Source organism: Rhizobium etli CFN 42, assembly GCF_000092045.1.
Taxonomy (GTDB): domain Bacteria; phylum Pseudomonadota; class Alphaproteobacteria; order Rhizobiales; family Rhizobiaceae; genus Rhizobium; species Rhizobium etli.
In genome coordinates, this window is record NC_007761.1 from 2,939,127 (window position 1) to 2,961,541 (window position 22,415).

At 61.4% G+C, this 22,415-nt stretch carries 20 protein-coding genes and 1 pseudogene; 9 read left to right on the plus strand and 12 right to left on the minus strand.

Going from position 1 to position 22,415, the window contains the following annotated elements:
- Positions 1–248: 248 nt before the first annotated feature.
- Positions 249–725 (minus strand): VOC family protein, encoded by a 477-nt coding sequence (locus RHE_RS14415; RefSeq protein ID WP_011426063.1) that lies wholly within the window; start codon positions 723–725, stop codon positions 249–251.
- 233 nt (positions 726–958) lie between these two features.
- On the opposite strand from RHE_RS14415, the gene RHE_RS14420 reads away from it, so the two are divergent.
- The gene (locus RHE_RS14420; RefSeq protein ID WP_042118751.1) at positions 959–3,436 is read left to right on the plus strand and encodes an ATP-dependent helicase; all 2,478 of its coding nucleotides are present in this window, start codon (positions 959–961) and stop codon (positions 3,434–3,436) included.
- Between the two features lie 25 nt (positions 3,437–3,461).
- Here the strand turns inward: RHE_RS14420 and RHE_RS14425 are convergent, their stop codons facing one another.
- Positions 3,462–3,809 (minus strand): hypothetical protein, encoded by a 348-nt coding sequence (locus RHE_RS14425; RefSeq protein ID WP_020921783.1) that lies wholly within the window; start codon positions 3,807–3,809, stop codon positions 3,462–3,464.
- A gap of 256 nt (positions 3,810–4,065) precedes the next feature.
- Here RHE_RS14425 and pncA point away from each other — a divergent pair, with 256 nt between their 5' ends.
- Both pncA and RHE_RS14435 read left to right on the plus strand, forming a co-directional pair.
- A complete protein-coding gene (gene pncA / locus RHE_RS14430) occupies positions 4,066–4,692 on the plus strand; it encodes a bifunctional nicotinamidase/pyrazinamidase (protein WP_011426066.1) in 627 nt (208 codons plus the stop codon).
- An 87-nt stretch (positions 4,693–4,779) separates the two neighbouring features.
- On the plus strand, positions 4,780–5,445 hold the full coding sequence (locus RHE_RS14435) for a dihydrofolate reductase family protein (protein ID WP_011426067.1): 666 nt from the start codon (positions 4,780–4,782) through the stop codon (positions 5,443–5,445).
- Positions 5,446–5,493: 48 nt separating this feature from the next.
- Here the strand turns inward: RHE_RS14435 and RHE_RS14440 are convergent, their stop codons facing one another.
- Both RHE_RS14440 and RHE_RS14445 read right to left on the minus strand, forming a co-directional pair.
- Entirely contained in the window at positions 5,494–7,086 is a 1,593-nt protein-coding gene (locus RHE_RS14440; protein ID WP_011426068.1) for a hypothetical protein, read from the minus strand.
- Positions 7,087–7,179: 93 nt separating this feature from the next.
- Complete coding sequence (locus tag RHE_RS14445; RefSeq protein WP_011426069.1) at positions 7,180–7,425, minus strand: DUF2164 domain-containing protein; 246 nt, start codon at positions 7,423–7,425, stop codon at positions 7,180–7,182.
- A 132-nt stretch (positions 7,426–7,557) separates the two neighbouring features.
- On the opposite strand from RHE_RS14445, the gene RHE_RS14450 reads away from it, so the two are divergent.
- Both RHE_RS14450 and RHE_RS14455 read left to right on the plus strand, forming a co-directional pair.
- Positions 7,558–8,289: an AzlC family ABC transporter permease gene (locus tag RHE_RS14450; RefSeq protein WP_011426070.1), complete on the plus strand. Its 732-nt coding sequence runs from the start codon at positions 7,558–7,560 to the stop codon at positions 8,287–8,289.
- A gap of 3 nt (positions 8,290–8,292) precedes the next feature.
- A complete protein-coding gene (locus tag RHE_RS14455; protein ID WP_011426071.1) occupies positions 8,293–8,601 on the plus strand; it encodes an AzlD family protein in 309 nt (102 codons plus the stop codon).
- Positions 8,602–8,665: 64 nt separating this feature from the next.
- Here RHE_RS14455 and RHE_RS14460 read toward each other — a convergent pair whose 3' ends face one another.
- A complete protein-coding gene (locus tag RHE_RS14460) occupies positions 8,666–10,501 on the minus strand; it encodes an aminopeptidase P family protein (RefSeq protein WP_041678891.1) in 1,836 nt (611 codons plus the stop codon).
- A 278-nt stretch (positions 10,502–10,779) separates the two neighbouring features.
- Here RHE_RS14460 and RHE_RS33625 point away from each other — a divergent pair, with 278 nt between their 5' ends.
- Positions 10,780–10,953, plus strand: a complete 174-nt coding sequence (locus RHE_RS33625; protein ID WP_010031974.1) for a hypothetical protein — start codon at positions 10,780–10,782, stop codon at positions 10,951–10,953.
- A 382-nt stretch (positions 10,954–11,335) separates the two neighbouring features.
- Here RHE_RS33625 and RHE_RS14465 read toward each other — a convergent pair whose 3' ends face one another.
- A complete protein-coding gene (locus RHE_RS14465; RefSeq protein WP_011426073.1) occupies positions 11,336–12,214 on the minus strand; it encodes a 50S ribosomal protein L11 methyltransferase in 879 nt (292 codons plus the stop codon).
- A gap of 68 nt (positions 12,215–12,282) precedes the next feature.
- The gene (locus tag RHE_RS14470; RefSeq protein WP_011426074.1) at positions 12,283–12,882 is read right to left on the minus strand and encodes an SCO family protein; all 600 of its coding nucleotides are present in this window, start codon (positions 12,880–12,882) and stop codon (positions 12,283–12,285) included.
- Positions 12,883–13,265: 383 nt separating this feature from the next.
- Between RHE_RS14470 and RHE_RS14475 the strand changes: the two genes are divergently transcribed.
- Positions 13,266–15,230, plus strand: coding sequence for a methyl-accepting chemotaxis protein (locus tag RHE_RS14475; protein ID WP_011426075.1), 1,965 nt, complete (start codon positions 13,266–13,268; stop codon positions 15,228–15,230).
- A gap of 2 nt (positions 15,231–15,232) precedes the next feature.
- Positions 15,233–15,700 (plus strand): chemotaxis protein CheW, encoded by a 468-nt coding sequence (locus RHE_RS14480; RefSeq protein WP_011426076.1) that lies wholly within the window; start codon positions 15,233–15,235, stop codon positions 15,698–15,700.
- Between the two features lie 252 nt (positions 15,701–15,952).
- Here RHE_RS14480 and RHE_RS14485 read toward each other — a convergent pair whose 3' ends face one another.
- Both RHE_RS14485 and RHE_RS14490 read right to left on the minus strand, forming a co-directional pair.
- Positions 15,953–16,444: a CreA family protein gene (locus tag RHE_RS14485; RefSeq protein ID WP_011426077.1), complete on the minus strand. Its 492-nt coding sequence runs from the start codon at positions 16,442–16,444 to the stop codon at positions 15,953–15,955.
- Between the two features lie 79 nt (positions 16,445–16,523).
- Positions 16,524–17,114, minus strand: coding sequence for a 3'-5' exonuclease (locus tag RHE_RS14490; protein WP_011426078.1), 591 nt, complete (start codon positions 17,112–17,114; stop codon positions 16,524–16,526).
- A 283-nt stretch (positions 17,115–17,397) separates the two neighbouring features.
- On the opposite strand from RHE_RS14490, the gene RHE_RS14495 reads away from it, so the two are divergent.
- Positions 17,398–17,934 carry a GNAT family N-acetyltransferase gene (locus RHE_RS14495; RefSeq protein ID WP_011426079.1) on the plus strand — a complete coding sequence of 179 codons (537 nt, stop codon included), beginning with the start codon at positions 17,398–17,400 and terminating at the stop codon, positions 17,932–17,934.
- Positions 17,935–17,966: 32 nt separating this feature from the next.
- Here the strand turns inward: RHE_RS14495 and ligA are convergent, their stop codons facing one another.
- The 3 genes and pseudogenes from ligA to recN form a co-directional block, all read right to left on the minus strand.
- Positions 17,967–20,123 (minus strand): NAD-dependent DNA ligase LigA, encoded by a 2,157-nt coding sequence (gene ligA / locus RHE_RS14500; protein ID WP_011426080.1) that lies wholly within the window; start codon positions 20,121–20,123, stop codon positions 17,967–17,969.
- A gap of 283 nt (positions 20,124–20,406) precedes the next feature.
- Positions 20,407–20,655: pseudogene (locus RHE_RS14505) on the minus strand (DUF6886 family protein); the annotation flags it as partial.
- 86 nt (positions 20,656–20,741) lie between these two features.
- Positions 20,742–22,415: a DNA repair protein RecN gene (gene recN / locus RHE_RS14510; protein WP_011426082.1), complete on the minus strand. Its 1,674-nt coding sequence runs from the start codon at positions 22,413–22,415 to the stop codon at positions 20,742–20,744.

The window sequence follows — 22,415 nt, forward strand, 5'->3', positions numbered from 1 at the left end:
CTCTGCGAAACTGTTTCTCATTGTAGTTGAGAGAAGGGGCATTGCGATATCAGCACATTTAGCGACGTGACATGAATGTCAAAAAGGTGTGCAATGGCGCCCGTGATTCGAGCCGTGGAAATCGGCGATTGGCCGCCGGTGAGAGCAAGCCGGCCTCAGAGCGGGGCAGCCATCGCGGTCCCGCAGGATGGAACCGGGCGAACGTCACCATCCGCCCGGTATAATTCGATCATACGCTTCCGGCGCTTTTACCGGTTGAACGCCTTCTCCAGCGCAGCCACATCGATCTTGACCATGCCGAGCATGACTTCGGTGACGCGCCTTGCCCGCTCGCGATCTTCGTCGGCGATCATCTCGGATAGAGCGCGTGGCACGATCTGCCAGGAAAGCCCCCAGCGGTCCTTCAGCCAGCCGCAGGCCTCCGGCGTGCCGCCATTGGCGAGGAAAGCATCCCATATCCGGTCGATCTCCGCCTGACTTTCCAGAAGGATCGCGATCGAAAAGGAATGATTGAAGTTGTCAAGCGGACCGGCCTTCATCGCCAGGAAGGCCTGGTCGCCAAGCGTGAACTCAATCAACTCGACGCTGCCGGGAGGGCCGCTCGGCGTTTCCGCCGGAAGTATGGTGGTGCGGCCGATCCTGGAATCGGGAATGATCGACACGTAGAATTCGACGGCTTCGCGCGCCTGCTCCGCGAACCAGAGATTTGAAATGACCCTCGGCATGGACAGCCTCCTTCTTGACGAGTATCCGGACTTCTGTCCGATGCTTCGAGGACGTCTGGGCGGCGTCCGTTCCGACAGGCTGTAATCGGATTTTTTTTGGCGCACCCGCACGACGATCGCAGCCGCACCCGCGATGGCCTCGCCGCCCGGCACCCCTGCAATAGCGGTGATTCGGGAATGAAAGCAGAACATCTTTTCTGGTCTTTCCTTCCCGAATCACTACATTACGCGCCATGAGCAATAGTTTCGACGATATTCCCTTCTTCGACGAAGAGCCGGGCGAAGTGGCGCGCAAGCCGCAGCCGCCCGTCGCAGCAGCCGGAAGACCCGGCGCTGGCGGCGGCATCGCCGCCCGCGCCATGGCGGCGCGCGACGGCGGCAAGCGGCCGGATTATCTCGCGGGGCTCAATCCCGAGCAGACCGAAGCAGTCGAAACACTTGAAGGTCCTGTCCTCGTGCTCGCAGGCGCCGGCACCGGAAAGACACGCGTACTGACGACACGCATCGCCCATATCCTCAATACCGGCCGCGCCTTTCCTTCGCAGATCCTCGCCGTCACCTTTACCAACAAGGCCGCGCGCGAGATGAAGGAGCGCATCGCCCTGCTCGTCGGCGGCGCCGTCGAAGGCATGCCCTGGCTCGGCACCTTCCATTCGATCGGCGTCAAACTGCTGCGCCGCCATGCCGAGCTCGTCGGCCTCAGTTCCGATTTCACCATCCTCGACACCGATGACGTCGTCCGCCTGATCAAGCAGCTGATCCAGGCCGAAGGCCTCGACGACAAACGCTGGCCGGCCAAGCAGTTCGCCGGGATGATCGACACCTGGAAAAACAAGGGCCTCGGCCCGGCGGATATTCCCGAAGGCGACGCCCGAGCCTTTGCCAATGGCCGCGGCCGCGATCTCTATTTCGCCTATCAGGCGCGCCTGTCGACGCTCAATGCCTGTGATTTCGGCGACCTGCTGATGCATCCGATCGCGATCTTCCGCAAGAATCCGGATCTCCTGAAGGAATATCACGGCCGCTTCCGTTATATCCTCGTCGACGAATATCAGGATACCAACACGGCCCAATATATGTGGCTGAGGCTGCTGGCCCAGCGCAGCAAGGGCGAGCCGCAGAATGTCTGCTGCGTCGGCGACGACGACCAGTCGATCTATGGCTGGCGCGGTGCCGAGGTCGACAATATTCTTCGCTTCGAGAAGGATTTCCCTGGCGCCAAGGTGATCAAGCTCGAGCGCAATTACCGCTCGACCGAACATATCCTCGGCGCCGCCGCTCATCTGATCGCCCATAACGAAGGCCGCTTGGGCAAAACGTTGTTCACCGATCGCACCGACCCGGATGACGTCAAGGTGCAGGTTCACGCCTCCTGGGATTCGGAGGAGGAAGCCCGCGCCATCGGCGAGGAAATCGAGCAACTCCAGCGGGGCAAGCATCTGCTGAACGACATGGCGATCCTCGTACGCGCCTCCTTCCAGATGCGCGAATTCGAAGATCGCTTCGTCACCCTTGGCCTCAACTACCGCGTCATCGGCGGCCCGCGCTTCTACGAGCGCCTCGAAATCCGCGATGCCATGGCCTATTTCCGGCTCATCGCACAACCGGCGGACGACCTCGCCTTCGAACGCATCATCAACACGCCGAAGCGCGGCCTCGGCGATACCACGGTGCGTGCGCTGCATGACTATGCCCGCGCCCGCGACATCCCCATGCTGGCGGCGGCCGCCGACATCATCGAAACGGACGAGCTGAAGCCGAAGGCGCGCAAAGCCCTCTTCGACGTGATTCAATCTTTCCGCCGGTGGCAGGAACTGCTTGAAAACACACCGCATACGGAACTTGCCGAACAGATCCTCGAAGAGTCCGGCTATACCGACATGTGGAAGAACGACAAGAGCGCCGAAGCGCCCGGCCGCCTCGAAAACCTGAAGGAACTGATCCGCTCGATGGAGAGCTTCGAGTCGATGCGCGGCTTCCTCGAGCACGTCTCCCTGGTCATGGATGCAGAGACCAACGAGAACCTCGACGCCGTTTCGATCATGACGCTGCATTCGGCCAAGGGCCTGGAATTTGATACCGTCTTCCTGCCCGGCTGGGAGGAAGGCCTGTTCCCGCACCAGCGTTCACTCGATGAAAGCGGCCGCGCCGGCCTGGAAGAAGAACGACGACTGGCTTATGTCGGCATCACCCGCGCCAAGCGCCGCTGCCACATCTGGTTCGTCTCCAACCGCCGCATCCACGGCCTCTGGCAATCGACGCTGCCCTCGCGTTTCCTTGACGAGCTGCCGGAAACCCATGTCGAGGTCGCCGAGATGGAGCAGAGCTACGGCGGTTACGGCCGCGGCGGCTACGGCCAGTCCCGCTTCGACAAGGCCGAACCCTTTGCCAACTCCTATTCCACGCCCGGTTGGAAACGCGCCCAGGCCAACAAGACCGACGCCACGCGCGACAACTGGGGCACCCGCTCCGGCCACGCCGTCGAACGCATCGGCTATGGCGAAAGCGGCCCGAAGGGACGCACGATCGACGGCGAGCTGGTGGCGAAGTCGACCTCGTCGCAGCCGTCGCGCTTCACCCTCGGCGATCGCGTATTCCACATGAAATTCGGCAATGGCAACATTACCGGCATCGAAGGCAACAAGCTGACGATCGACTTCGACCGTGCGGGGCAGAAGCGGGTGCTGGACGGTTTCGTCGAGCGCGTCTGACCGCGCGACGACACCGCGCGAACAGTCACCCAAACATCCGCATGCTGCTGAGCCCGAGGATGTCGTTCAGCAGGGCGATCCCCATTCCGATGGCAACGATCGACAAGCCGATCAGGAACAGCCGGCGCGCCCGGTCGTATTTGACAGCGAGCAGCGAATCTCGCGCCAAAAGATCGGCAAACACCTTCACCTGAATGGCGATGCCGACGGTCAGGAATGACATCGGCAGCAGATCGACGCGGCTCCAGTCATTCGGGTTGGAAACCCACAGACTGATGAAGTTGAGCGAGAAACCAAGGATGATTCCGGTTGCCGTTAACGATCCGTTGCGGAAGGTTGCATCGATCTTTTCATCTGTCTGGGCTTCGGACATGGTCTCCGTCTCGGCTTGCTGCTCGGGCAAGAAAGGCAGAAATCGGGGCGGCCGGCAAGGCCGCCCGGCAAGGCCGGCCTCTTTGCCAGACGCAACCGGCACCTATCGCATTGGTTGAATTAACGAATTCTTTTCCGGCGACTGCTAGCAACAGTGACAGAATTAACGCTTGCATGCGGGCTCCGGGGAATTCACTAGTTGATGCATTCGGTGCACTTGGCATTTGCATTGCCATAACGCGAAGGGATTGGCCTTGATGAAAGCGCTCCTGCTCGTCGATATCCAGAACGGCTTCTGTCCGGGAGGAAACCTGCCGGTGCCGGACGGCGACAAGGTCGTTCCCGTCGCAAACAGGCTGATCGACAGCGGCAAATACGATCTGATCGTCGCCTCCCAGGACTGGCATCCGCCGGGCCACGGCAGTTTCGCCTCCGCCCATCCGGGCGCCGTCCCCTTCGAGATGGGCGAACTCTCTGGCAAGCCGCAGATGATGTGGCCGGACCACTGCGTCCAGGGCACGCTCGATGCCGAACTGCATCCCGCGCTCCAATCCGAAGAGATCGACCTGATCCAGCAGAAGGGCGAGAATCCCAAGATCGACAGCTATTCGGCCTTTCGCGATAATGACCGGGATGCCTCGACCGGCCTTTCCGACTTCCTCGAAGACCAGGGCGTCACCGATCTCGATGTCTGCGGCCTCGCCACCGATTACTGCGTCAAGTTCTCCGCGCTCGATGCGCTGGAAATGATGCCGGGCATACGGGTGCGCTTCATCGAGGACGCCAGCCGCGGCATCACTCCCGAAGGCGTCGCCGCCGCCATCGACGAGATGCGGGCGCATGGCATCGCGATTATCGACAGCGCCAAGGCTCTGGCCGGCTAACTCACGCTAAAAATAACGCGGGGATGTCGGAACGGCTCACGCCCATCCGTCCTTGGCTCTGAACACGCCAACCATGGGAGCCGATAGATGAGAAAGCTTGTGACCGCAGCCTTTGTGAGCCTGGATGGCGTAATGCAGGCGCCCGGTGCGCCTGAGGAGGACCCGACCGGCGGCTTCACCCTTGGCGGCTGGACCGCCAACTACTGGGACGAGACGATGGGCCAGTTCATGGATGGGATCTTCACCGATCCGTTCGCCCTGCTGCTTGGCCGCAAGACCTACGAGATCTTCGCCGCCCATTGGCCCTATGTCGACGAAGACGATCCCATCGGCAAAGCCTTCAGCGCCGCGACCAAATATGTCGCGACCACCTCGAAAGAGCCGTTCACCTGGGAAAATACCATTGCGCTGCGCGGCGATGTCGCCGCCGAAATCGCTCGGTTGAAGCGGGAGGACGGCCCCGATCTCCTGACGCAGGGCAGCAGCGGCCTCGTGCAAACCCTGCTGGCGCATGACTTGATCGACGAACTCCGGCTCCTGACCTTCCCATTGATCCTCGGTCCCGGCAAGCGTCTGTTCGGCCATGGCACCAAGCCGGAAGCGCTGAAGCTCACCGCCAACTCGGTATCGACGACCAGCGTCATCATGAGCGTCTACGAGCGTGCCGGCGAGGTCAAACCCGGCAGCTTCGCGATGGCCGAGCCCTCGCAGGCCGAACTCGCACGCCGCGCGCGGATGAAGCGCGAGGGCTGAGAAGCGCGGACGAGTGAAAGAGCGAAGGCCAGGCTGCTGTCTGGCTTCTTATTTCAAGACATAAGCGTCGTAACTCTCATCGCTTCCGACAGCCGGGCCGAAGCGTTTGATGAGCTCTGTCGCGCTTTGGAAAGCCGAAATATCCTCAGGCGTCAGAGACAGCCGCCAAACATAGCTTTCACGCAAGGAGACCGCAGCGGTGATCTGATCGAGCCGCTGCGAAAGAAGGATGATAACGGGCACCTTCTCACTCTGCCGCAATCGGCGTGCCGATTGGAGGATGTCGGCAAGGCTGAGCGAAAGCCGTGCGTTACGGGTATATCGCACGATTGCGCCGAACCGCTCCTCCCGCAAAAGATAGGTGCGGTTGGAAACGTAGTAAGGCAGAGCTTCGACGAGATAATCGGGATCCGCCATGATGATCGCATCCTTGAGCTCGGGGCGTGATTGCATGAACGCACCGAAATCCTTGCTCCGGCTGAAAGGTATTTCGGCCACGAAGGTCCGATTGACCTTTTCGACAGCGGACACGACCTGCAGCGCCAGCAGTATCATGAAGCACAGACGGCCGAACTTTACGATGCGGCCGGCCGCCGTCGCGCCGGCAACGCCCGCCCTGTCACGCTGCATGTCTGTGGTCAAGGCGGTCATCGCGATCATGAAAACCAGCCAGAGCGCCTGATGTCTGTATCCGCCCGGATAGACCAGCGTAAACAGCAGCGAGAGCCCTAACAGCACCAGCGCCGCTGCGATCATGGCCGCGCGCCGGTTCGCCATCCCCAGCAGGCTGCCGTAGATCAGCACCGACATCAAAGCTGCGAAGATGCGGAAAGCCAACGGATCGGCCACCATCAGTCCGAGAATACTGTCGGGATAGAACGACAGAAATTGCGAACTGGCCGGCGCAAGGGCACGAAGGGCGAGCAAAGCGAAATTCTCGCCGCTGATGTCGTTCTGCCCTGTATCGTTGAAGGTCGGATAGACCGTGAGGAAACACAGAACAACTCCAACCGCGGCCAAGACTGCGGCTGTCGCAAAGCCGCGATACTCCCGTAAAGGAGACCTTGGCCGCGCCAGAACCAAATCAAAAAACCAATAAGCCAGGAAGCCGCCGACAAGGACCACCGAATGCACATTGGTGTTTGCCAGCAAGGCAAACAGCAGGCCGTTCCATATGCCGTTGCGCACTCCCTTCTGCCACGTCAGGACGATCACAAAGACCATCAGCATGCTGATGCCGTAGTTTCGCGACATCGCGGCGTATTCGAAAACCGAAAAACTGCCGAACAGCGACAGCAGCATGATGGAAAGAGGCAGCTTCAGCCTGAAGACGAGAAGATAGGCCGCAGCCGCCGCAATCGTCAACGCCACGACTTTCAGAACGACGGGTGAGCCTACCAACACATGGGCGGCGCGCAGAAGGATATACCAGATGGCAGGATGGCCCTCGCCATGCATCTGGCGAAGCATATCGGCGAAATTGTCTCCCTGTAGGGCCAGCGACAATGCGCGAACTTCGTCACGCCAGACGGTTTCGGACCAGCAGAGCGCGGACGCTAGTGCGAGCCAGACGAAGAAGATCAACGCCTTGCCGAGCTTCGCGAAACGAGGTTCATCAACAATGGAGACGATCGAGGCCAAATGACACGCAACCCGGTGAATGAAAGCGTGACGACCCTATCGGCCGGGACATAATTTGGCGTTAAATGAACGCTCCGATTTGATTTACAGGCACTAGGATTTTTCCTCCCTCTCGAGAAGATGGATGTCCTCGGCCACGTCTTCCATTCTCTTCAACAAGGCTGCCTGAGCATCTCTCAGGCCGCGATTATAGATGTAAGGCCCGATCTCCTCGGTGAAGAAATCGAGCAGGAATTCGGCCGGCAAGGCGCCGATGGGGTCGAGTTCCCGGTCGAAATAGGCGCGGATGCGCGAAACGATTTCAGCCTTTTCTTCCTTCGAAAACTCGATCTTCTTCATGAGGTTCTCTCCGTCGGATGCAATCAGGCCTTTGATGCTTCAGCGAAATCGATCGGTCAATCAATGAAATTCAATTGCCGTGACAGGTCTTAGCCCATAAGTGAAACCTGAATTTCCAACAGGATCACCCACATGAATCGCGCCGACTTTGTTGAAGGTTTGCGGGGCGGCTCCGCCGTTGCGCTGGCATCGGCGCCCTTTGGCGCGTTGTTCGGGGCGCTCGCGGTCGAAAACGGCATGTCGCTCTCCGAGGTCGCCTTCATGAGCGCCACGGTCTATGCTGGCGCCAGCCAGATGGTCGGCATCGAACTCTTCGGCCAGAATGTCCACGCCTGGCTGATCGTGTTGTCGATTCTCGCCGTCAATTTCCGCCACGTGCTCTATTCGGCGGCCTTGGCGCGCTACATCGGCCATTTCACGCCGCTCCAGAAATTCTTCACCTTCTTCCTGCTCGTCGATCCGCAATTTGCCGAAGCGGTGAAGCGCAGCGAGGCCGGCAAACCGCTGACCTTTGCCTGGTATTTCGGCTTCGGCATCATCATCTACATTCCCTGGGTGCTGATCAGCGTCGCCGGTGGAATGCTCGGCGGCTTCATCGGCAATCCCAAGGCGATCGGCCTCGATATCCTGCTGCCGGCCTATTTCCTCGGCATCGTCCTCGGCTTCCGCAAGCGAGATAATTTCCTGCCCGTGGCGCTCGTCAGCGCGGTGGCATCCGTGGTCGCCTACCGTTATGTCGGCTCGCCATGGCATGTCAGCCTGGGTGCGGCCGCCGGCATCGCGCTGGCTGCCCTGCTGCCGCTGCCGCGCGAGGTGCCGGATCTCGAAGCCGACGCCCTTCAATCCGAAGTGCACGAGGTCTGAGCCATGGAATTCGATCTTCACATGGCGCTCGTCATCCTCGCCGCAGCAGTCGCCACTTTCGCCACCCGCATCGGCGGCTATATCCTCATCACCCGAATGAAGAGCATTCCCCCGCGCATGGAAGCGGCGCTGAATGCCGTGCCGGCCGCCGTGCTGACGACGCTGGTCGCGCCTGCCTTCTTCATCGGCGGCTGGGAATCGAAACTCGCGCTGATCGTTGCCCTTTTTGTCGGCCTGCGCATTTCCCACACATGGATGCTGGTCGCCGCCTGGGCTGTCGTGATGGGATGGCGCTATACGATCGGCGCTTGAGCCCGCTTGCGCCTCAAAGATGCGCGGCCGTGCAGCCCGAAGGCAATGCTCCGCCGCCTCTTTCCTAATATTCGAGCGGCAGCGTCGCGTTCTCGAGCCACGCCCTGACGTCGTGATCGTGGATGAGCGGCATCAGCGCCTCGCATGTGCGGCGGTGATAGTCGTTGAACCAGTGCAGCTCATCATGGGTCAGAAGCTCGGGAATGACGAGGCTGCGGTCGATCGGGCAGAAGGTCAGCGTCTCGAAGCCGAGCATGGCCACGTCGCCGCCTTCGATCTCCTCGGCGCCGCGCACGTAGATCAGGTTTTCGATGCGGATGCCGAAGCTGCCCGGCCGGTAATAGCCCGGCTCATTCGAAAGGATCATGCCGGGCAGCAGCTCTTGCGTCGAAAGTCTGGAGATGCGCTGCGGCCCCTCATGTACCGAGAGATAAGAGCCGACGCCATGGCCCGTGCCATGAGCGAAGTCGGCCCCTGCCCGCCACAATGCGATGCGCGCCAACGGATCGAGGTCACAGCCGCGCGTGCCCTTGGGAAAGCGCGCCGTGCTGATTTGTATCATCCCTTTCAGCACCAGCGTGAAGAAGCGGCGATGCTCCTCCGAAACCGCGCCGATGCCGACGGTGCGGGTAATGTCCGTCGTGCCGTTGATATATTGCGCACCGGAATCGATCAGGAAGAGTTCGCCGGCCTCGATCATCCGGTTGGTCTCGGTCGTCACCCGGTAATGCATGATCGCCGCATGCTCGCCGGCGCCTGATATAGTATCGAAAGAAATGTCCTTCAGCGGATTCTGCATGCTTTGGCCGACGCGGGCGCGCGCCGCTTCGAGCCGCTCGGCGGCGGCGATCTCGCTCACCGTGCCGGGTTTCTCCTGCGACAGCCAGTAAAGGAATTCCACCATCGCCGCCCCATCCTGCAGATGCGCGGCGGCCGAGCCGTTGATCTCGACATCGTTCTTCACCGCCCGCGGCAACTTGGCGGGGTCGAGACCTTCGACTGCCTCTCCACCAGCCTTGCGAATGATGTCTGCGAGCGCATAGGAAGCGATATCGGGATCGACCAGCACGCGGCCGCCATCCCTGGAAACCGCGGCCAGCCGTTCTTCCAGCGCCGAAGGCGGCAGCTGGGTGCAGATCTGGCCAAGATAGGCCTCCGCTTCGATGCCGGTCTTGCGCTTGTCAAGGAAGAGCTCTGCCCGCCCGTCGGCATGAATGATGGCGCGCGCCAAGGGATGCGGCGTATGCGGCACGTCGGCGCCGCGTATGTTGAAGGCCCAGGCGACCGAAGAGGGATCGGCAATCAGCACCGCCGCCAGATTCTTCTTCGACAGACCTTCGGCGATCGTGGCAATCTTATCGCTGGCCAAGACACCGGCCTGAGCGACATTCTGGATGGTGACAGGCCCCAGCGGCTCGACCGGCCGATCGCTCCAGAGCCTGTCGAGCGGATTGTGCGGCAGGAAGATCAGCGTCCCGCCGATCTCCGCAAGCGCCTTTTCCAGACGGCGAATCTCAGCGCCGGAGTGCAGCCAGGGATCGATGCCGAGCTTGAGACCTTTGGCGCCGTTTGCGGCAAGCCAGACGTGCGGCGGCTCGTTGACGAGATCGCCGCCTGAAAATACCGTGCCGTCGACCTGTTCGGCAAGCTGGGTGACATAGCGTCCGTCGACGAAGACGATCGCCTGCGAGCGCAGGATGAGGGCGACGCCCGCCGAACCCGTGAAGCCCGTCAACCAGGCCAGACGCTCCGAGCATGCGGGGACATATTCGCCGTTGAATTCGTCGGCGCGCGGCACGAGGAAGGCGTCGATGCCGAGCGAATCGAAAGTGGCGCGCAGTGCCGATACCCGTTCCCTGCCGAAATGCGGCGTGGAGGTGACGTCGAAGGACTGAAACATGCTGAAAACCCGAATGGTTGAGACGAATCCGGTTAATGGGATCGTGGCCATGTTAGCGAAATTTCAATCGATGGGGAGAAAAAGCGACGAAACGAGTCGAAACCCTTGGGGCCGCTCAGCATTTTGACAGAACTGTGACGGCAAAAGTTAACCTGGCACGCTTTATGCATCAGCCGCATGGCTCCCATGAGCGAAACCCACTGCCTCCGCATTTCAAAATAGCTATATAGGCGCCATCGGACGGTTCGGACGAACCAGCAAACAAAGGATTTTTTGAAATGACCGCCTCTCTCTCGCGCTTCGCATACAGCAGCCCGGTGCAGGCTGGCGAACGCCAGACCGTGCGTCACGTGATCGGCGCCCGCCGCCCGCAGAGCGAAGACAGCCTCAAGCTGCTCGGTGCCGGCCAGCGCGTCACGCGCCACCAGGGCGCCCCCAGCTACGCGTTCTAAGCCTGAACGCCTGTCCGTCTCCTCCCTCCCGGACCGGCCTATTGGAATGCAGTAGAGCCCGCTTGAGCGCTCCTCCTCCTTTGAGCTCGCGGGCACTGACCGGATAGACCGGTCCAAGGCGGTGCCACTGGCACCGCCTTTTTGTTTGAGCGCCAGAAAGCGGTTCCGTTTCGATGGAGCGCAAACCTCTCCGCTCGCTCATTCCTGTGCTCGTCACAGGAATCCGGTGCGGCCAAGTCGTTGGGCGCGGACGACTCTCTCCAAAATATAATGAGTCATTCACCGCGCGGACGTGCGGTGGCTGGATCCCTGTGACAGGCAAAGGCATGAGGGGCGCCCTGAGCAAGCGTGCAGCAGGCCGAGCCCTCACCTAATGCAGAACTCAAGGCCGATCAAAATGGATCGTCACCCAACCGTTCCGCCAGATCGTCCTGACGTGCCGGAGCCTCGCACCGCTATAGGCGGCGATCACCTTCCATCGCTGCGCGGCCAGAATCCCCGAAAGAATCACCGAACCACCCGGCGCAAGATGGGCGGCAAGTTGCGGCGCCATGCGGATCAGCGGCCGGGCGAGGATGTTGGCGATGATGAGGTCAAAGGGACCATGCTCGGAAAAAGCAGTCGAGTGAAAGCCTGGCGCGGTTCTGGTGACGATGCCCGAGGCGATGCCGTTGCGGCGAACGTTTTCGGCCGCCACCCGCGTCGCGATCGGGTCGATGTCGGTGGCGAGCACCGGCATGTTCTTGAGCTTGCGCACCGCAATCGCCAGCACACCGCTGCCGGTGCCGAGATCGAGCGCGTTGCGGACGCGGCGGGATCGCACCACACGATCGATCACTTCGAGGCAGCCGGCGGTCGTGCCGTGATGGCCGGTGCCGAAGGCCTGGCCGGCATCGATTTCGATGGCGATATCGCCGGGGCGGACCTTCTCGCGGTCATGCGAGCCGTGTACCAGAAATCGCCCCGCCCTGACGGGCTTCAGTCCTTCCAGTGATTTTACCACCCAGTCGACGTCGGGGATGACCTCCCGCAGCAACTGAGCATCGGGAAAGGCGCTTTTCAGCGCCGTCTCGACGCGGGAGCGCACCTGCGCCTCGTCCTCGGCCATCATGTAGACGGAGGCTTCCCAGATATCCCTCTTCTCGTCGACCTCGGTGGTTCCGATGGCAAAGTCTTCCTCGCCGAAGACTTCGGTGAGGAGATCGAGGATTTGTTCGGCCTGACTTTCGGTCGTCGACACGTAAAGGCGGATTTCACTCACGATACGCGGTCTTTCCGGTTTCCGTTGCCCGCCATCGGTCGAGTCAACGCTCCATCACGCTGAAACCATCACCCTTTGTTGACGAGATTCTCCAGCTTCTTTACCGCCGTGTCCGGGTTTTCGCCATAGGCGATCGTTCCGGAAAACCGTCCGGCCGAATCGAGCAGGAAAACCGAGGCGGTATGATCCATCGTATAGTCGCCATTCGGATCCTTCTCATCGACAGGCACCTTCTTGGCATAGACGCGAAACCCCTTGATGACGTCGGCGATCTTCTCGGGCGGGCCTGAAATGCCGGTGATACGCTTGGACACGTTGGAGACGTACGCGTTCATGATTTCGGGCGTGTCGCGCTCAGGATCGACGGTCACGAAATAGGCCTGCAGCTTGGTTCCGTCCGGATCGACCTTCTCCAGCCAGCCGTTCAGCTCGAACAACGTCGTCGGGCAAACTTCCGGGCAATGGGTAAAGCCGAAGAACAACGCCGTCGGCTTGCCGCGCAACGCCTGTTCGGTGATCGGCTGTCCGCTTTGAGAAACGAGCGTGAAAGGCACGCCGAAGGGTGCTTCCGCCACGACGTCCCCCGACTTCTTGGAATAACTAACTGCGCCGAGAACCCCGGCAAGTATCAGAACACCGACCCAGACGGCGATGCGGAATGTCTTCATGGCGTGATCCTCGATCGGGCGGATGTGCCGCCCGCCCCTGCCGTGATTATCGTCTCGGCCGTAGGCGCGCAATTCAAGAATATGTTTTTTGACCCGTGATTAATTGTCTCACGAACCGCAGCCGTCGATCAATCGAAAGTCGGCCCGCCAGAATTGACGTTTCTCAAAAAAGCATTGCACTTGAACGACTTGCCTTCTGCCCGAACCGACGATCTCACGATAAACATCGTTAGGAAAGACTTAAGCCGTGAGATCTATATTTAGCAGTGCGTGCGGCGCACTTGTGCCGTTCTGACATGATGTCTGCCGCGTGGCAAAAAACCCCGGACCTCCGCATGAAAGTTGGGAAACATGAACCCAAGCGGTTTATACGAGGTCTTTTCATGACGAATTCAGCAGTGCGTAAGAGCCTCTCGGTCAGCCAGCGGCTCTGGACGCTCGGCGGCGCGGCCTTCATCGGTTTCGGCACAATGCTCGGCATCGGCTGGTACGAAAATATGCGGGTCGACGCCAGCTTGCGTCGCGCCGGCGACATCCAGACGAGCGTCAATCATATCGATGACATGCGGGTTGCGAACTTGACGATGGTTCTAGCCGCCATGGACATCATCGTCGACAAGGACGACAAAGTGGTGGAGCCGACACGCATTAAGCTGATCGGCGATTCCCTCGCCGCCCTTACCAGCGGCTCGAAGGAAATGCGTCTGCTCGCCGACGAGATGAACGACGGTAATCTGCTAAAGAGCTACGACGCCGACGTCGCCGCAATGGGTAAGGCCATTCAGACCGATCTTGTCGCGCTGGTTCAGCAGGGCGCGCCTGATGCGGAATTCGACAAGATCGACGACGCGATCGACGGCGCCGGCGACGAACTGACCGCGACCCTCGACAAGCTCGCCGCTGACGGCACCATTTTCGCCCAACAGCATGTCGAGCTCGCCAACGCCGTCTCGCGGGAGGCCCTTATCCTGCAGATCGGTCTCGGTGTCTTGGCCATCCTGACAATGGGCGTCCTGCAATATGTCCATGGCGGCTCGATCCGGCGCGGCATCGGCGCCGTGCGCCAAAGCATGCAGCGCATCATGAACGGCGATCTAGCCAGCGACGTTCCGGAAAAGACCCGCGGTGACGAGATCGGAGAAATGGCCCGCGCCGCCGACAGCTTCCGCCTCGCCGCCATCGAAAAGCGCGACCTGGAAACCCAGACTGAGACCGACAGGCAACGCAGCGATGCCGAGCACCGTGCCCGCGAAGCCGCCAAGCTTGCCGATGCCGAGGCCCTCGGCGCCGCCGTCACCGCTCTCGGCGCCGGCCTCACCCGCCTGTCGGCGGGCGACGTGACCGTGACGATCGACCAGCCGTTCCGCGACGAACTGGAGCGCTTGCGCCTGGATTTCAACCAGACGACCGCGACGCTGCGCAAAGCTATGAGCGACATCGCCATCAACAGCAGCTCGATCGAGGCGAACAGCCGCCAAATGCGTGCCGCCGCCGACGATCTCGCCAAGCGCACCGAGCAGCAGGCCGCCTCGCTGGAAGAGACGTCCGCCGCCCTCGACCAGATCACCGCCACCGTTCGTAACGCCACCAACCGCGCCGAGGAAGTGGGGCACATGGTCTCCCACACCCGCGAGAATACAGCGAAGTCAGACATCGTCGTCGGTGATGCGATGGCAGCGATGGAGCGAATCGAGGGTGCCTCCCGCGAGATCGGCAAGATCATCAACGTCATCGACGAGATCGCGTTCCAGACGAACCTCTTGGCGCTCAATGCCGGTGTCGAGGCCGCACGCGCCGGCGAGGCCGGCAAGGGTTTTGCCGTTGTTGCCCAGGAAGTGCGCGAACTCGCCGGCCGTGCTGCGGGTGCTGCCAAGGATATCAAGACCTTGATCGGAAAATCCGGCGAGGAAGTGAAGATTGGCGGCGAACTGGTGACGGCCGCAGGTGAAGCGCTTCGCCAGATCGGCGAGGACGTTCTGCGCATCGACGAACATGTTAAGTCAATCGTAACCTCTGCGCGCGAACAATCGGTCGGACTGAACGAAATCAACACGTCGATCAGCCAGATGGATCAGGTCACGCAGAAGAACGCGGCCATGGTGGAAGAGACGAACGCCGCAAGCCATACGCTCGCCATCGACGCGGAAAACCTGACGCAACTGATCAAACAGTTCAAGACCGGCGAGGGCATGAGCGCCCGGCAAACGCCGCGAGAGGCAACCGCCGCCTCGCATTCGAGACCATCTCCCGCGCGCAACCTGATCGGCAAAGTCGCGGGCGCATTCAACGGCGGCGCTGCCGCCAAAGTCATCGCCTCTCCCGCCGGGGATAACTGGGAAGAATTCTGACCATGAACAACAGTGCTATCAAGCAATCGGGCGCCTACCTCGAAATCGTTTCGTTCCATCTGGGCGACCAGGAATTCTGTATCGACATCATGGCAATCCGCGAAATCCGCGGCTGGGCGCCGGTGACACCGATGCCGCATACCCCGCCCTACGTGCTGGGCCTCATCAACCTGCGCGGCGCGGTGATTCCGGTCATCGACATGGCCTGCCGCCTCGGCATGAAGATGACGGAGCCTTCCGAGCGCTCGGCGATCATCGTCACCGACATCGCCGGCAAGCTGGTCGGTCTGCTGGTCGAGCAGGTTTCGGACATGATGACCATCAAAAGCGAAGACCTGCAGCCGCCGCCGGAAATTATTCCGGAAGCCCAGCGCGCCTTCTGCCGCGGCATCGTCGCACTTGAGAAGACCATGGTCTGTTTCCTGAACCTCGATACCGTCATTGCCGACGAGCTGAATCAGGCTGCTTGATATTTGTTGGAAAATGGAATGCGAAGGTCCGGCTCGTCCGGGCCTTTTTGTTTGATGCGCCTGGCATGGTTCCGATCTTCGAAAAACCCCTCCCCACAAGGGGGAGGGACTAACCCTGTGACTCCGCTGCGCTCCTCTCGAAACATCGAAGATCTGGAGAGCCGGCGGCAGGGTAAGCCACCTCCCCCTTGTGGGGAGGGGCTTGGGGCGGGGTCTTCAGCAACGAGGACCAGATATCCGACGTGCTTAGCCCTACGGCTTCCCATTCTTCCAGGTCACGTTCTGCCCATAGAGCGGGATCGTCGAAATCGACATCTTCGCCGAGCCATCCGTCAGCTCCCGGGAATGGGCGAGGTAGATCAGAGAATCGTTCGCCTTGTCATAGATGCGGTTGACAACAAGCGTCTTCCAGATCAGCGACATGCCCTGGCGAAACACCTCGCTACCGTCCTTGGACAGGTCGATATTGCCGATCTCGATCGGCCCGGTCTGGCGGCAGGCGATGGAATTGTTGGATGGATCCTCGAACCAGTTGCCTTTCTTGAACCGGTCGATCAGGCTGCGCTCGAAATAGGTGACATGGCAGGTGATGCCCTTGACCTCGGGATCGGAGAGCGCCTCGACGATGATGTCGTTGCCGATCCAGTCGACCCCGACCTTGCCGACGACTTCAGCCGAGGCGGCGCCCGTGAAAACGGCGGCGAAGGAAAACGCGGCGAGGAAAAACGTGCGCAGCTTGGACATGGCGGCTCCCCTGGATGATCCACATCCTAGATAAGCATGCCCTCGGGCTTTGCAAGAAAGCGCCGCTGCAGGATCAGATTCAGCCTTTCCGGCACGTGCAGGGCGCATAACCGCGCGCCGTCAGCCGCCCCGGCGTCATGCCGATCAGCGCCGGGATCGCTTCCACCGCTTTCGCCTTGACCGCCTTCGCCATCTCGATGGCGGCTGCGGCGCAGACCGCCGCATCCTCGGCGGCGTTGTGGTGCATGAAGCGCAGGCCGAGATGTTCGGCGATCAGGTTCAGCCGGTGCGAAAGGAAATGCGGCCAAATCCGCTGCGCCATCTTCAGGCTGCAGAGATAGGTGAGTTCGGGATAGGATTGCCGGTAGAGATCAAGGCTCGCCCGCCAGACGCTGAAGTCGAAGGCCGCATTGTGCGCGATCATCGTCGCGCCGCTGATATCCTCATGGAACTCGTCCATCACCTCGGGAAACTCAGGCGCATCCTCGACATGCTCCGGCCGGATGCCGTGAATGGCTATGTTCATCCCGGAAAAACGCATGTCGCGCGGCCGGATCAGCCGCTCCTCGACGCGTGTCACCCTGCCCTCTTCGATCCAGGCAAGGCCGACGGAACAGGCGCTGCCGCGCTGCTCGTTCGCCGTCTCGAAATCAATAGCAATGGTCTTCAATGCTGCCTACCGAATCGTTTCCCCGGCCACTGAAATACCGCTCCGCCTGCGGTCGCGCAAATTCCACACGCCCCGTGGTTGACATTTCGGCACACATATCCAAAATTGCTACCCATGATCGGTTCCGTAATCATGGCTGCGCTCATCCATCACACCATGACCCTTGTAGGGTGCGCGGGAGCAATGGCGCGTTAGCAGCGATCCGATCATCCCGAAAACCCTGCCGAGGCGAGCAGGGGTTTCGAAACTCGGCTCTCCTCCTAAAACCCACGGAGAGCCTCCCATGTCTGAACACCAGGAGAATGAGCCCCGCGACCGAGCGCGCTTGCCGGATGGCGTCCTTGTACGCGCCGCCCGTCTTTCGGACGCGGAAGAAATGACCGATCTCATGAATCTGCCGGGCTACCGGGCCGGCACCCTGAGGCCGCCATATCAGACGATCGAAGAGGTCCGCAAGCGCATCGAAAATTCCTCGCCGGGCGCGCTCAACCTCGTCGTCACCTTAAACGGCAAGATCGTCGGCAACGGCGGCCTCCACCGACTTGCCGGCCGCAGGCAGCACGTCGCGAGCCTCGGCATGGGCGTGCACGACGACTTTACCGGCCGCGGTTTCGGCCGAATTCTACTCGGCGCGATCGTCGAGGCAGCCGACGACTGGCTTGCCGTCAAGCGGCTGGAACTGACCGTCTATACCGACAACGATGCCGCCATCGGCCTCTATGAGAAATTCGGCTTCGAGCGGGAAGGTCTGCTGAGGGCCTTCGGTTTTCGATCAGGAGAGTATGTCGACGCCTACACCATGGCGCGGCTGAGACCTTGAGCGAACCAGGCTGACGGCCCGCCGTCAGCCTCTCACCCGCTGATCAGCGCCAGCCATTCGTCCTCGTCCATCGTCTGCACGCCGAGTTCGCGCGCCTTGTCGAGCTTGGAGCCGGCGCCAGGGCCGGCGACGACGATGTCGGTCTTCTTCGACACCGATCCCGCCACCTTGGCGCCGAGGCTTTCGGCCCTCGCCTTGGCTTCGTCGCGCGTGAATTTTTCCAGCGAGCCGGTGAAGACCACGGTCTTGCCGGCGACCGGGCTTCCTGCCGTCACCGGCTGTTCAGCCTCCGCTGGCGTTACTTCATCGAGCAGGCGGCCGATCACCTCGACATTGCGCGGCTCCTTGTAGAATTCGACCATGGCGCGCGCCACGACCTCGCCGATGCCCTCGATGGCGTTGAGATCGTTCCAGGCGTCGCCGGACAGCGGTGCTGCTTCCTTCATCGCCGTCGCAAAGGCTTCGTAGGTGCCATAGGAGCGCGCCAGCAGCTTCGCCGTAGTTTCGCCGACATGACGGATGCCGAGCGCATAGATGAAGCGGTGGAGCGCAATACTGCGCCGTTCGTTGATCGCGGCATAGAGCTTGCCGACACTGACCTTGCCGAAGCCATCGATATTCTCCAGCTTGGTCAGGGAATCCTGCTGCCGCTTCTCCAGGGTGAAGATCTCGGGCGCCGTTCGGATCTGCAGAGACGGATCCTCGTTTTCGAAAAAGAAGTCGATCTGCTTCGAACCGAGCCCCTCGATATCGAAGGCGTTGCGCGAGACGAAATGCTTCAGATGCTCCGTCGCCTGCGCCCGGCAGATAAAGCCGCCGGTGCAGCGGCGCACCGAATCCATCTTGCCGGTTTTCTCGTTCACCTCGCGCACGGCATGCGAACCGCAGACCGGGCAGATCTTTGGGAATTCATAAGGCTTCACCTCGGCGAGGCGCTTCTCCATGACGACATCGAGGATCTGTGGAATGACATCGCCGGCGCGCTGGACGATGACCGTATCGCCCTCGCGGATATCGTGCTCCTCCGGCCGGATGCGCTCACCGCTATTGCCGATGCCCTTGATGTAATCCTCATTATGCAGCGTCGCATTGGTGACGACCACGCCACCGACCGTGATCGGCTTCAGCCGCGCCACCGGCGTCAGCGCGCCGGTGCGGCCGACCTGGATCTCGATCTTCTCGACCTCGGTAAAGGCCTGCTCGGCCGGGAATTTGTGCGCCGTCGCCCAGCGCGGCGAGCGGGAGCGGAAGCCGAGGCGCTGCTGCAGTTCCAGGCTGTCGACCTTATAGACGACTCCGTCGATATCGTAATCGAGATCCGGCCGCTTGAGGCCGATCTCGTCATAATGTGCCAGGATGTCGGCGACCGAATTCAGCCGCTTCATCAACGGATTGACCGGGAAGCCCCAGTCCTTGAACGTCTGCACCATGGCGAATTGCGTGTCGGCCGGCATGTCGGACATCTCGCCCCAGGCATAGGCGAAGAATTTCAGCTTGCGGCTCGCCGTCACCTTGGCGTCGAGCTGCCGGAGCGACCCGGCCGCCGTATTGCGCGGATTGACATAGGTCTGCTTGCCCTCCGCCTCCATCTGCCGGTTCAGCGCCAGGAAGTCGCTCTTGGCCATATAGACCTCGCCGCGGATCTCCACGACAGCGGGAACGCCCTTCGGCAATTGGTTGGGTATTTCGGCGATCGTCCGGATGTTGGCGGTGACGTTCTCGCCCGTGGTGCCGTCGCCGCGGGTGGCGGCCGTCGTCAGCCTGCCGTTCTCGTACCGGATCGACATGGAAAGGCCGTCGATCTTCGGTTCGGCGGTAAAGGCGATCGACTGGTCCGGCATGCGGCCGAGGAAGCGATAGACGCTGGCGACGAAATCCTGCACGTCTTCCTGCGAAAACGTATTGTCGAGCGACAGCATCGGCCGCGCATGGACGACAGGCGAGAAAGTGACCGAGGGCGCAGCACCGACCCGACGCGACGGACTGTCCTCACGGATCAGCTCGGGAAACCGCGCTTCCAGCGCATCGTTGCGGCGCTTCAGCGCATCGTAATCCGCGTCCGAGATTTCCGGCTGGTCTTTGCCGTGGTAAAGCGCGTCGTGATGCGCGATCTCCCTTGCCAGCCGCTCGAGCTCGGCAGCAGCCTCTTCGATCGTCAACGTTTCGACGGCGGAACCTTCGGTGGACATGGAACAGCACTCCGGAGAATCTGGCCAGAAATCTGCATTGTTTTTAGAGCAAAATCGCCGAATGAAAAGGGAGGTGTCATATGCTGCATCGGGAAGATTGGCCCGCTCACCTTTCCACCTTCATTCCTGTGCCTGTCACAGGAATCCAGCCACCGCGCGTCTGCGAAGGGTTGGGGGTCGGCGTTCACGCCAAACTCCATGCTCTGAACTGCATTGACACGTTTGCGCATTGCACAAGATGCGTGGCATTGGAGCAACCTACTCCCAATCCCGCGCATACGTTGAAGGCGGCGGCTCGCCAGTCGCCAAGCCAATGCCGCCGCTCGGCTTCCGTCGTCTCGGCTGTCGCCCAGATCAGGATGCGCGGGCAATCGCGCGGGAAGAGATACATGAAGTCATGATCGCCATCGATCGCCCACACGAGCGGACCGTTCAGCCATTCCCGGCCGATCGGTCGAACCGAGGGAATGAGAACAGGGCGCGGCTCGAACACCGCGATGTCGGGATCGTCGCTGAAATGGAAAAGGCGCATGGCAGCGGATCGCGTCTGATCGGTAAGATGCGCATAGCGCGAAGTACGGTGTTTGTCACGCAACGGCTTAAAATCAGATTAGGCAATCAGCCGTTACCTGCTAGCAGCCGTTTGGCGGCCGCCCTCGCCTCCTCCGTCACCGAAGCGCCGGCCAGCATGCGGGCGATCTCCTCGGTGCGGTCCTTCTGCGCCATCGTCGCAACGCGGGTCGCGATTTTTTCGGAACCCTCGGCTGCCGGCCCCTTGGAGATCAGAAGATGCGTTGCCGCCCGCGCCGCGACCTGCGGCGCGTGCGTGACCGACAGCACCTGGACCCGCTCGGACAGCCGCTTCAGCCGCTGGCCTATCGCATCGGCCACCGCACCGCCGACACCGGTATCGATTTCGTCGAAGACGAGCGTCGGGGCTGACCCGCGATCGGCGAGCGCCACCTTCAGCGCCAGCAGGAAACGGGACAGTTCGCCGCCGGAGGCGACCTTCATGATCGAGGCGGGGCGAGTGCCGGGATTGGTCTGGACATGGAACTCGACGACGTCGATGCCTTCGGGCAGCGCCTCCTGCGCATCCGTGGTGATCTCGACCATGAAACGAGCGCGTTCGAGCTTCAGCGCCGGCAGTTCGGCCATCACGGCAGCTGCCAGCGCAGTACCGGCTTGATGGCGCTTGTCGGAAAGCCAACGCGCCGCCGAGTCGTAATTCTCACGCGCCAGACCGACCTCCGCCTCCAGACGCGCAAGCCGCTCCTCGCCCGCATCGAGGTCGGAAAGATCGGCGATCATGCGCACCGCCAGCGCTGGCAATTCGGTGACGGGCACGGAATATTTGCGCGACGCGGCTCTGAGCGCGAAAAGCCGCTCCTCCACCCGCTCGAGCTCCCTGGGATCGTATTCGGTCTTGCGCAGGGCTGCCTCGACTTCCATCTGCGCGTTGGAAAGCTGGTCGAGCGCGGCATCGAGCAGCGCCACCGTCTCTTCGAGCAGCCCGGGCGCTTCATGGCTCTTGCGCTCCAGCCGGCGCACCAGCGAGGCGATGTGCGGCACCGGCGAGGCATTGCCGTTCAGGAATTCGGAGGCTTCGGCGATGTCGCCGGCGATTCGCTCCGCCTTCATCATCCTCTGCCTGCTTTCGGCGAGTTCCTCTTCCTCGCCGTCCTGCGGCGAGAGTTTCTCGAGCTCTGAGACAGAGGAACGCAGATAGTCGGCCTCGCGCGCTGCACTTTCCACCTTCTCGCGATGCTTCTTCAGCGTCCGTTCGCTGTCGCGCCAAAGACGATGCAGGCGGGAGACCTCCGCAACCTCATCGGTGAGGCCGGCGAAGGCATCGAGCAGGTTGCGGTGGGCATTGGTGTCGACAAGAGCGCGATCATCGTGCTGGCCGTGGATCTCGACCAGCATCTGGCCGGCCTGACGCATCAGCTGCACACTAATCGGCTGGTCATTGACATAGGCCTTGGTGCGCCCATCGGCTGATTGCTGACGGCGGAAGATCAGGTCGCCCTCGTCGTCGATGCCGTTTTCACGCAGGAGCAGGCGCGCCCCGTGATCCATGCCGACGGCGAACACTGCCGTCACCTGGCCCCTGTCTTCGCCATGGCGCACCAGACCGCCGTCACCACGCCCGCCGAGCGCCAGCGACAGACTGTCGAGCAGGATGGATTTGCCCGCTCCCGTCTCACCCGTCAGCACGGAAAGACCGGTCTCGAAGGCAAGATCCAGCCGCTCGATCAGGACGATATCGCGGATCGAAAGCTGGATCAGCAT

Excerpts from the sequence above, each read along its gene's own strand:
- RHE_RS33625 (WP_010031974.1), top strand. The coding sequence starts at position 10,780 with ATGACCGCCTCTCTCTCGCGCTTCGCATACAGCAGCCCGGTGCAGGCT.
- RHE_RS14425 (WP_020921783.1), bottom strand. The coding sequence starts at position 3,809 with ATGTCCGAAGCCCAGACAGATGAAAAGATCGATGCAACCTTCCGCAAC.
- RHE_RS14455 (WP_011426071.1), top strand. The coding sequence starts at position 8,293 with ATGGAATTCGATCTTCACATGGCGCTCGTCATCCTCGCCGCAGCAGTC.
- RHE_RS14475 (WP_011426075.1), top strand. The coding sequence starts at position 13,266 with ATGACGAATTCAGCAGTGCGTAAGAGCCTCTCGGTCAGCCAGCGGCTC.
- RHE_RS14445 (WP_011426069.1), bottom strand. The coding sequence starts at position 7,425 with ATGAAGAAGATCGAGTTTTCGAAGGAAGAAAAGGCTGAAATCGTTTCG.
- RHE_RS14415 (WP_011426063.1), bottom strand. The coding sequence starts at position 725 with ATGCCGAGGGTCATTTCAAATCTCTGGTTCGCGGAGCAGGCGCGCGAA.
- RHE_RS14470 (WP_011426074.1), bottom strand. The coding sequence starts at position 12,882 with ATGAAGACATTCCGCATCGCCGTCTGGGTCGGTGTTCTGATACTTGCC.
- ligA (WP_011426080.1), bottom strand. The coding sequence starts at position 20,123 with ATGTCCACCGAAGGTTCCGCCGTCGAAACGTTGACGATCGAAGAGGCT.
- RHE_RS14495 (WP_011426079.1), top strand. The coding sequence starts at position 17,398 with ATGTCTGAACACCAGGAGAATGAGCCCCGCGACCGAGCGCGCTTGCCG.
- RHE_RS14435 (WP_011426067.1), top strand. The coding sequence starts at position 4,780 with ATGAGAAAGCTTGTGACCGCAGCCTTTGTGAGCCTGGATGGCGTAATG.
- pncA (WP_011426066.1), top strand. The coding sequence starts at position 4,066 with ATGAAAGCGCTCCTGCTCGTCGATATCCAGAACGGCTTCTGTCCGGGA.
- RHE_RS14450 (WP_011426070.1), top strand. The coding sequence starts at position 7,558 with ATGAATCGCGCCGACTTTGTTGAAGGTTTGCGGGGCGGCTCCGCCGTT.
- RHE_RS14480 (WP_011426076.1), top strand. The coding sequence starts at position 15,233 with ATGAACAACAGTGCTATCAAGCAATCGGGCGCCTACCTCGAAATCGTT.
- RHE_RS14485 (WP_011426077.1), bottom strand. The coding sequence starts at position 16,444 with ATGTCCAAGCTGCGCACGTTTTTCCTCGCCGCGTTTTCCTTCGCCGCC.
- RHE_RS14460 (WP_041678891.1), bottom strand. The coding sequence starts at position 10,501 with ATGTTTCAGTCCTTCGACGTCACCTCCACGCCGCATTTCGGCAGGGAA.
- RHE_RS14420 (WP_042118751.1), top strand. The coding sequence starts at position 959 with ATGAGCAATAGTTTCGACGATATTCCCTTCTTCGACGAAGAGCCGGGC.
- recN (WP_011426082.1), bottom strand. The coding sequence starts at position 22,415 with ATGCTGATCCAGCTTTCGATCCGCGATATCGTCCTGATCGAGCGGCTG.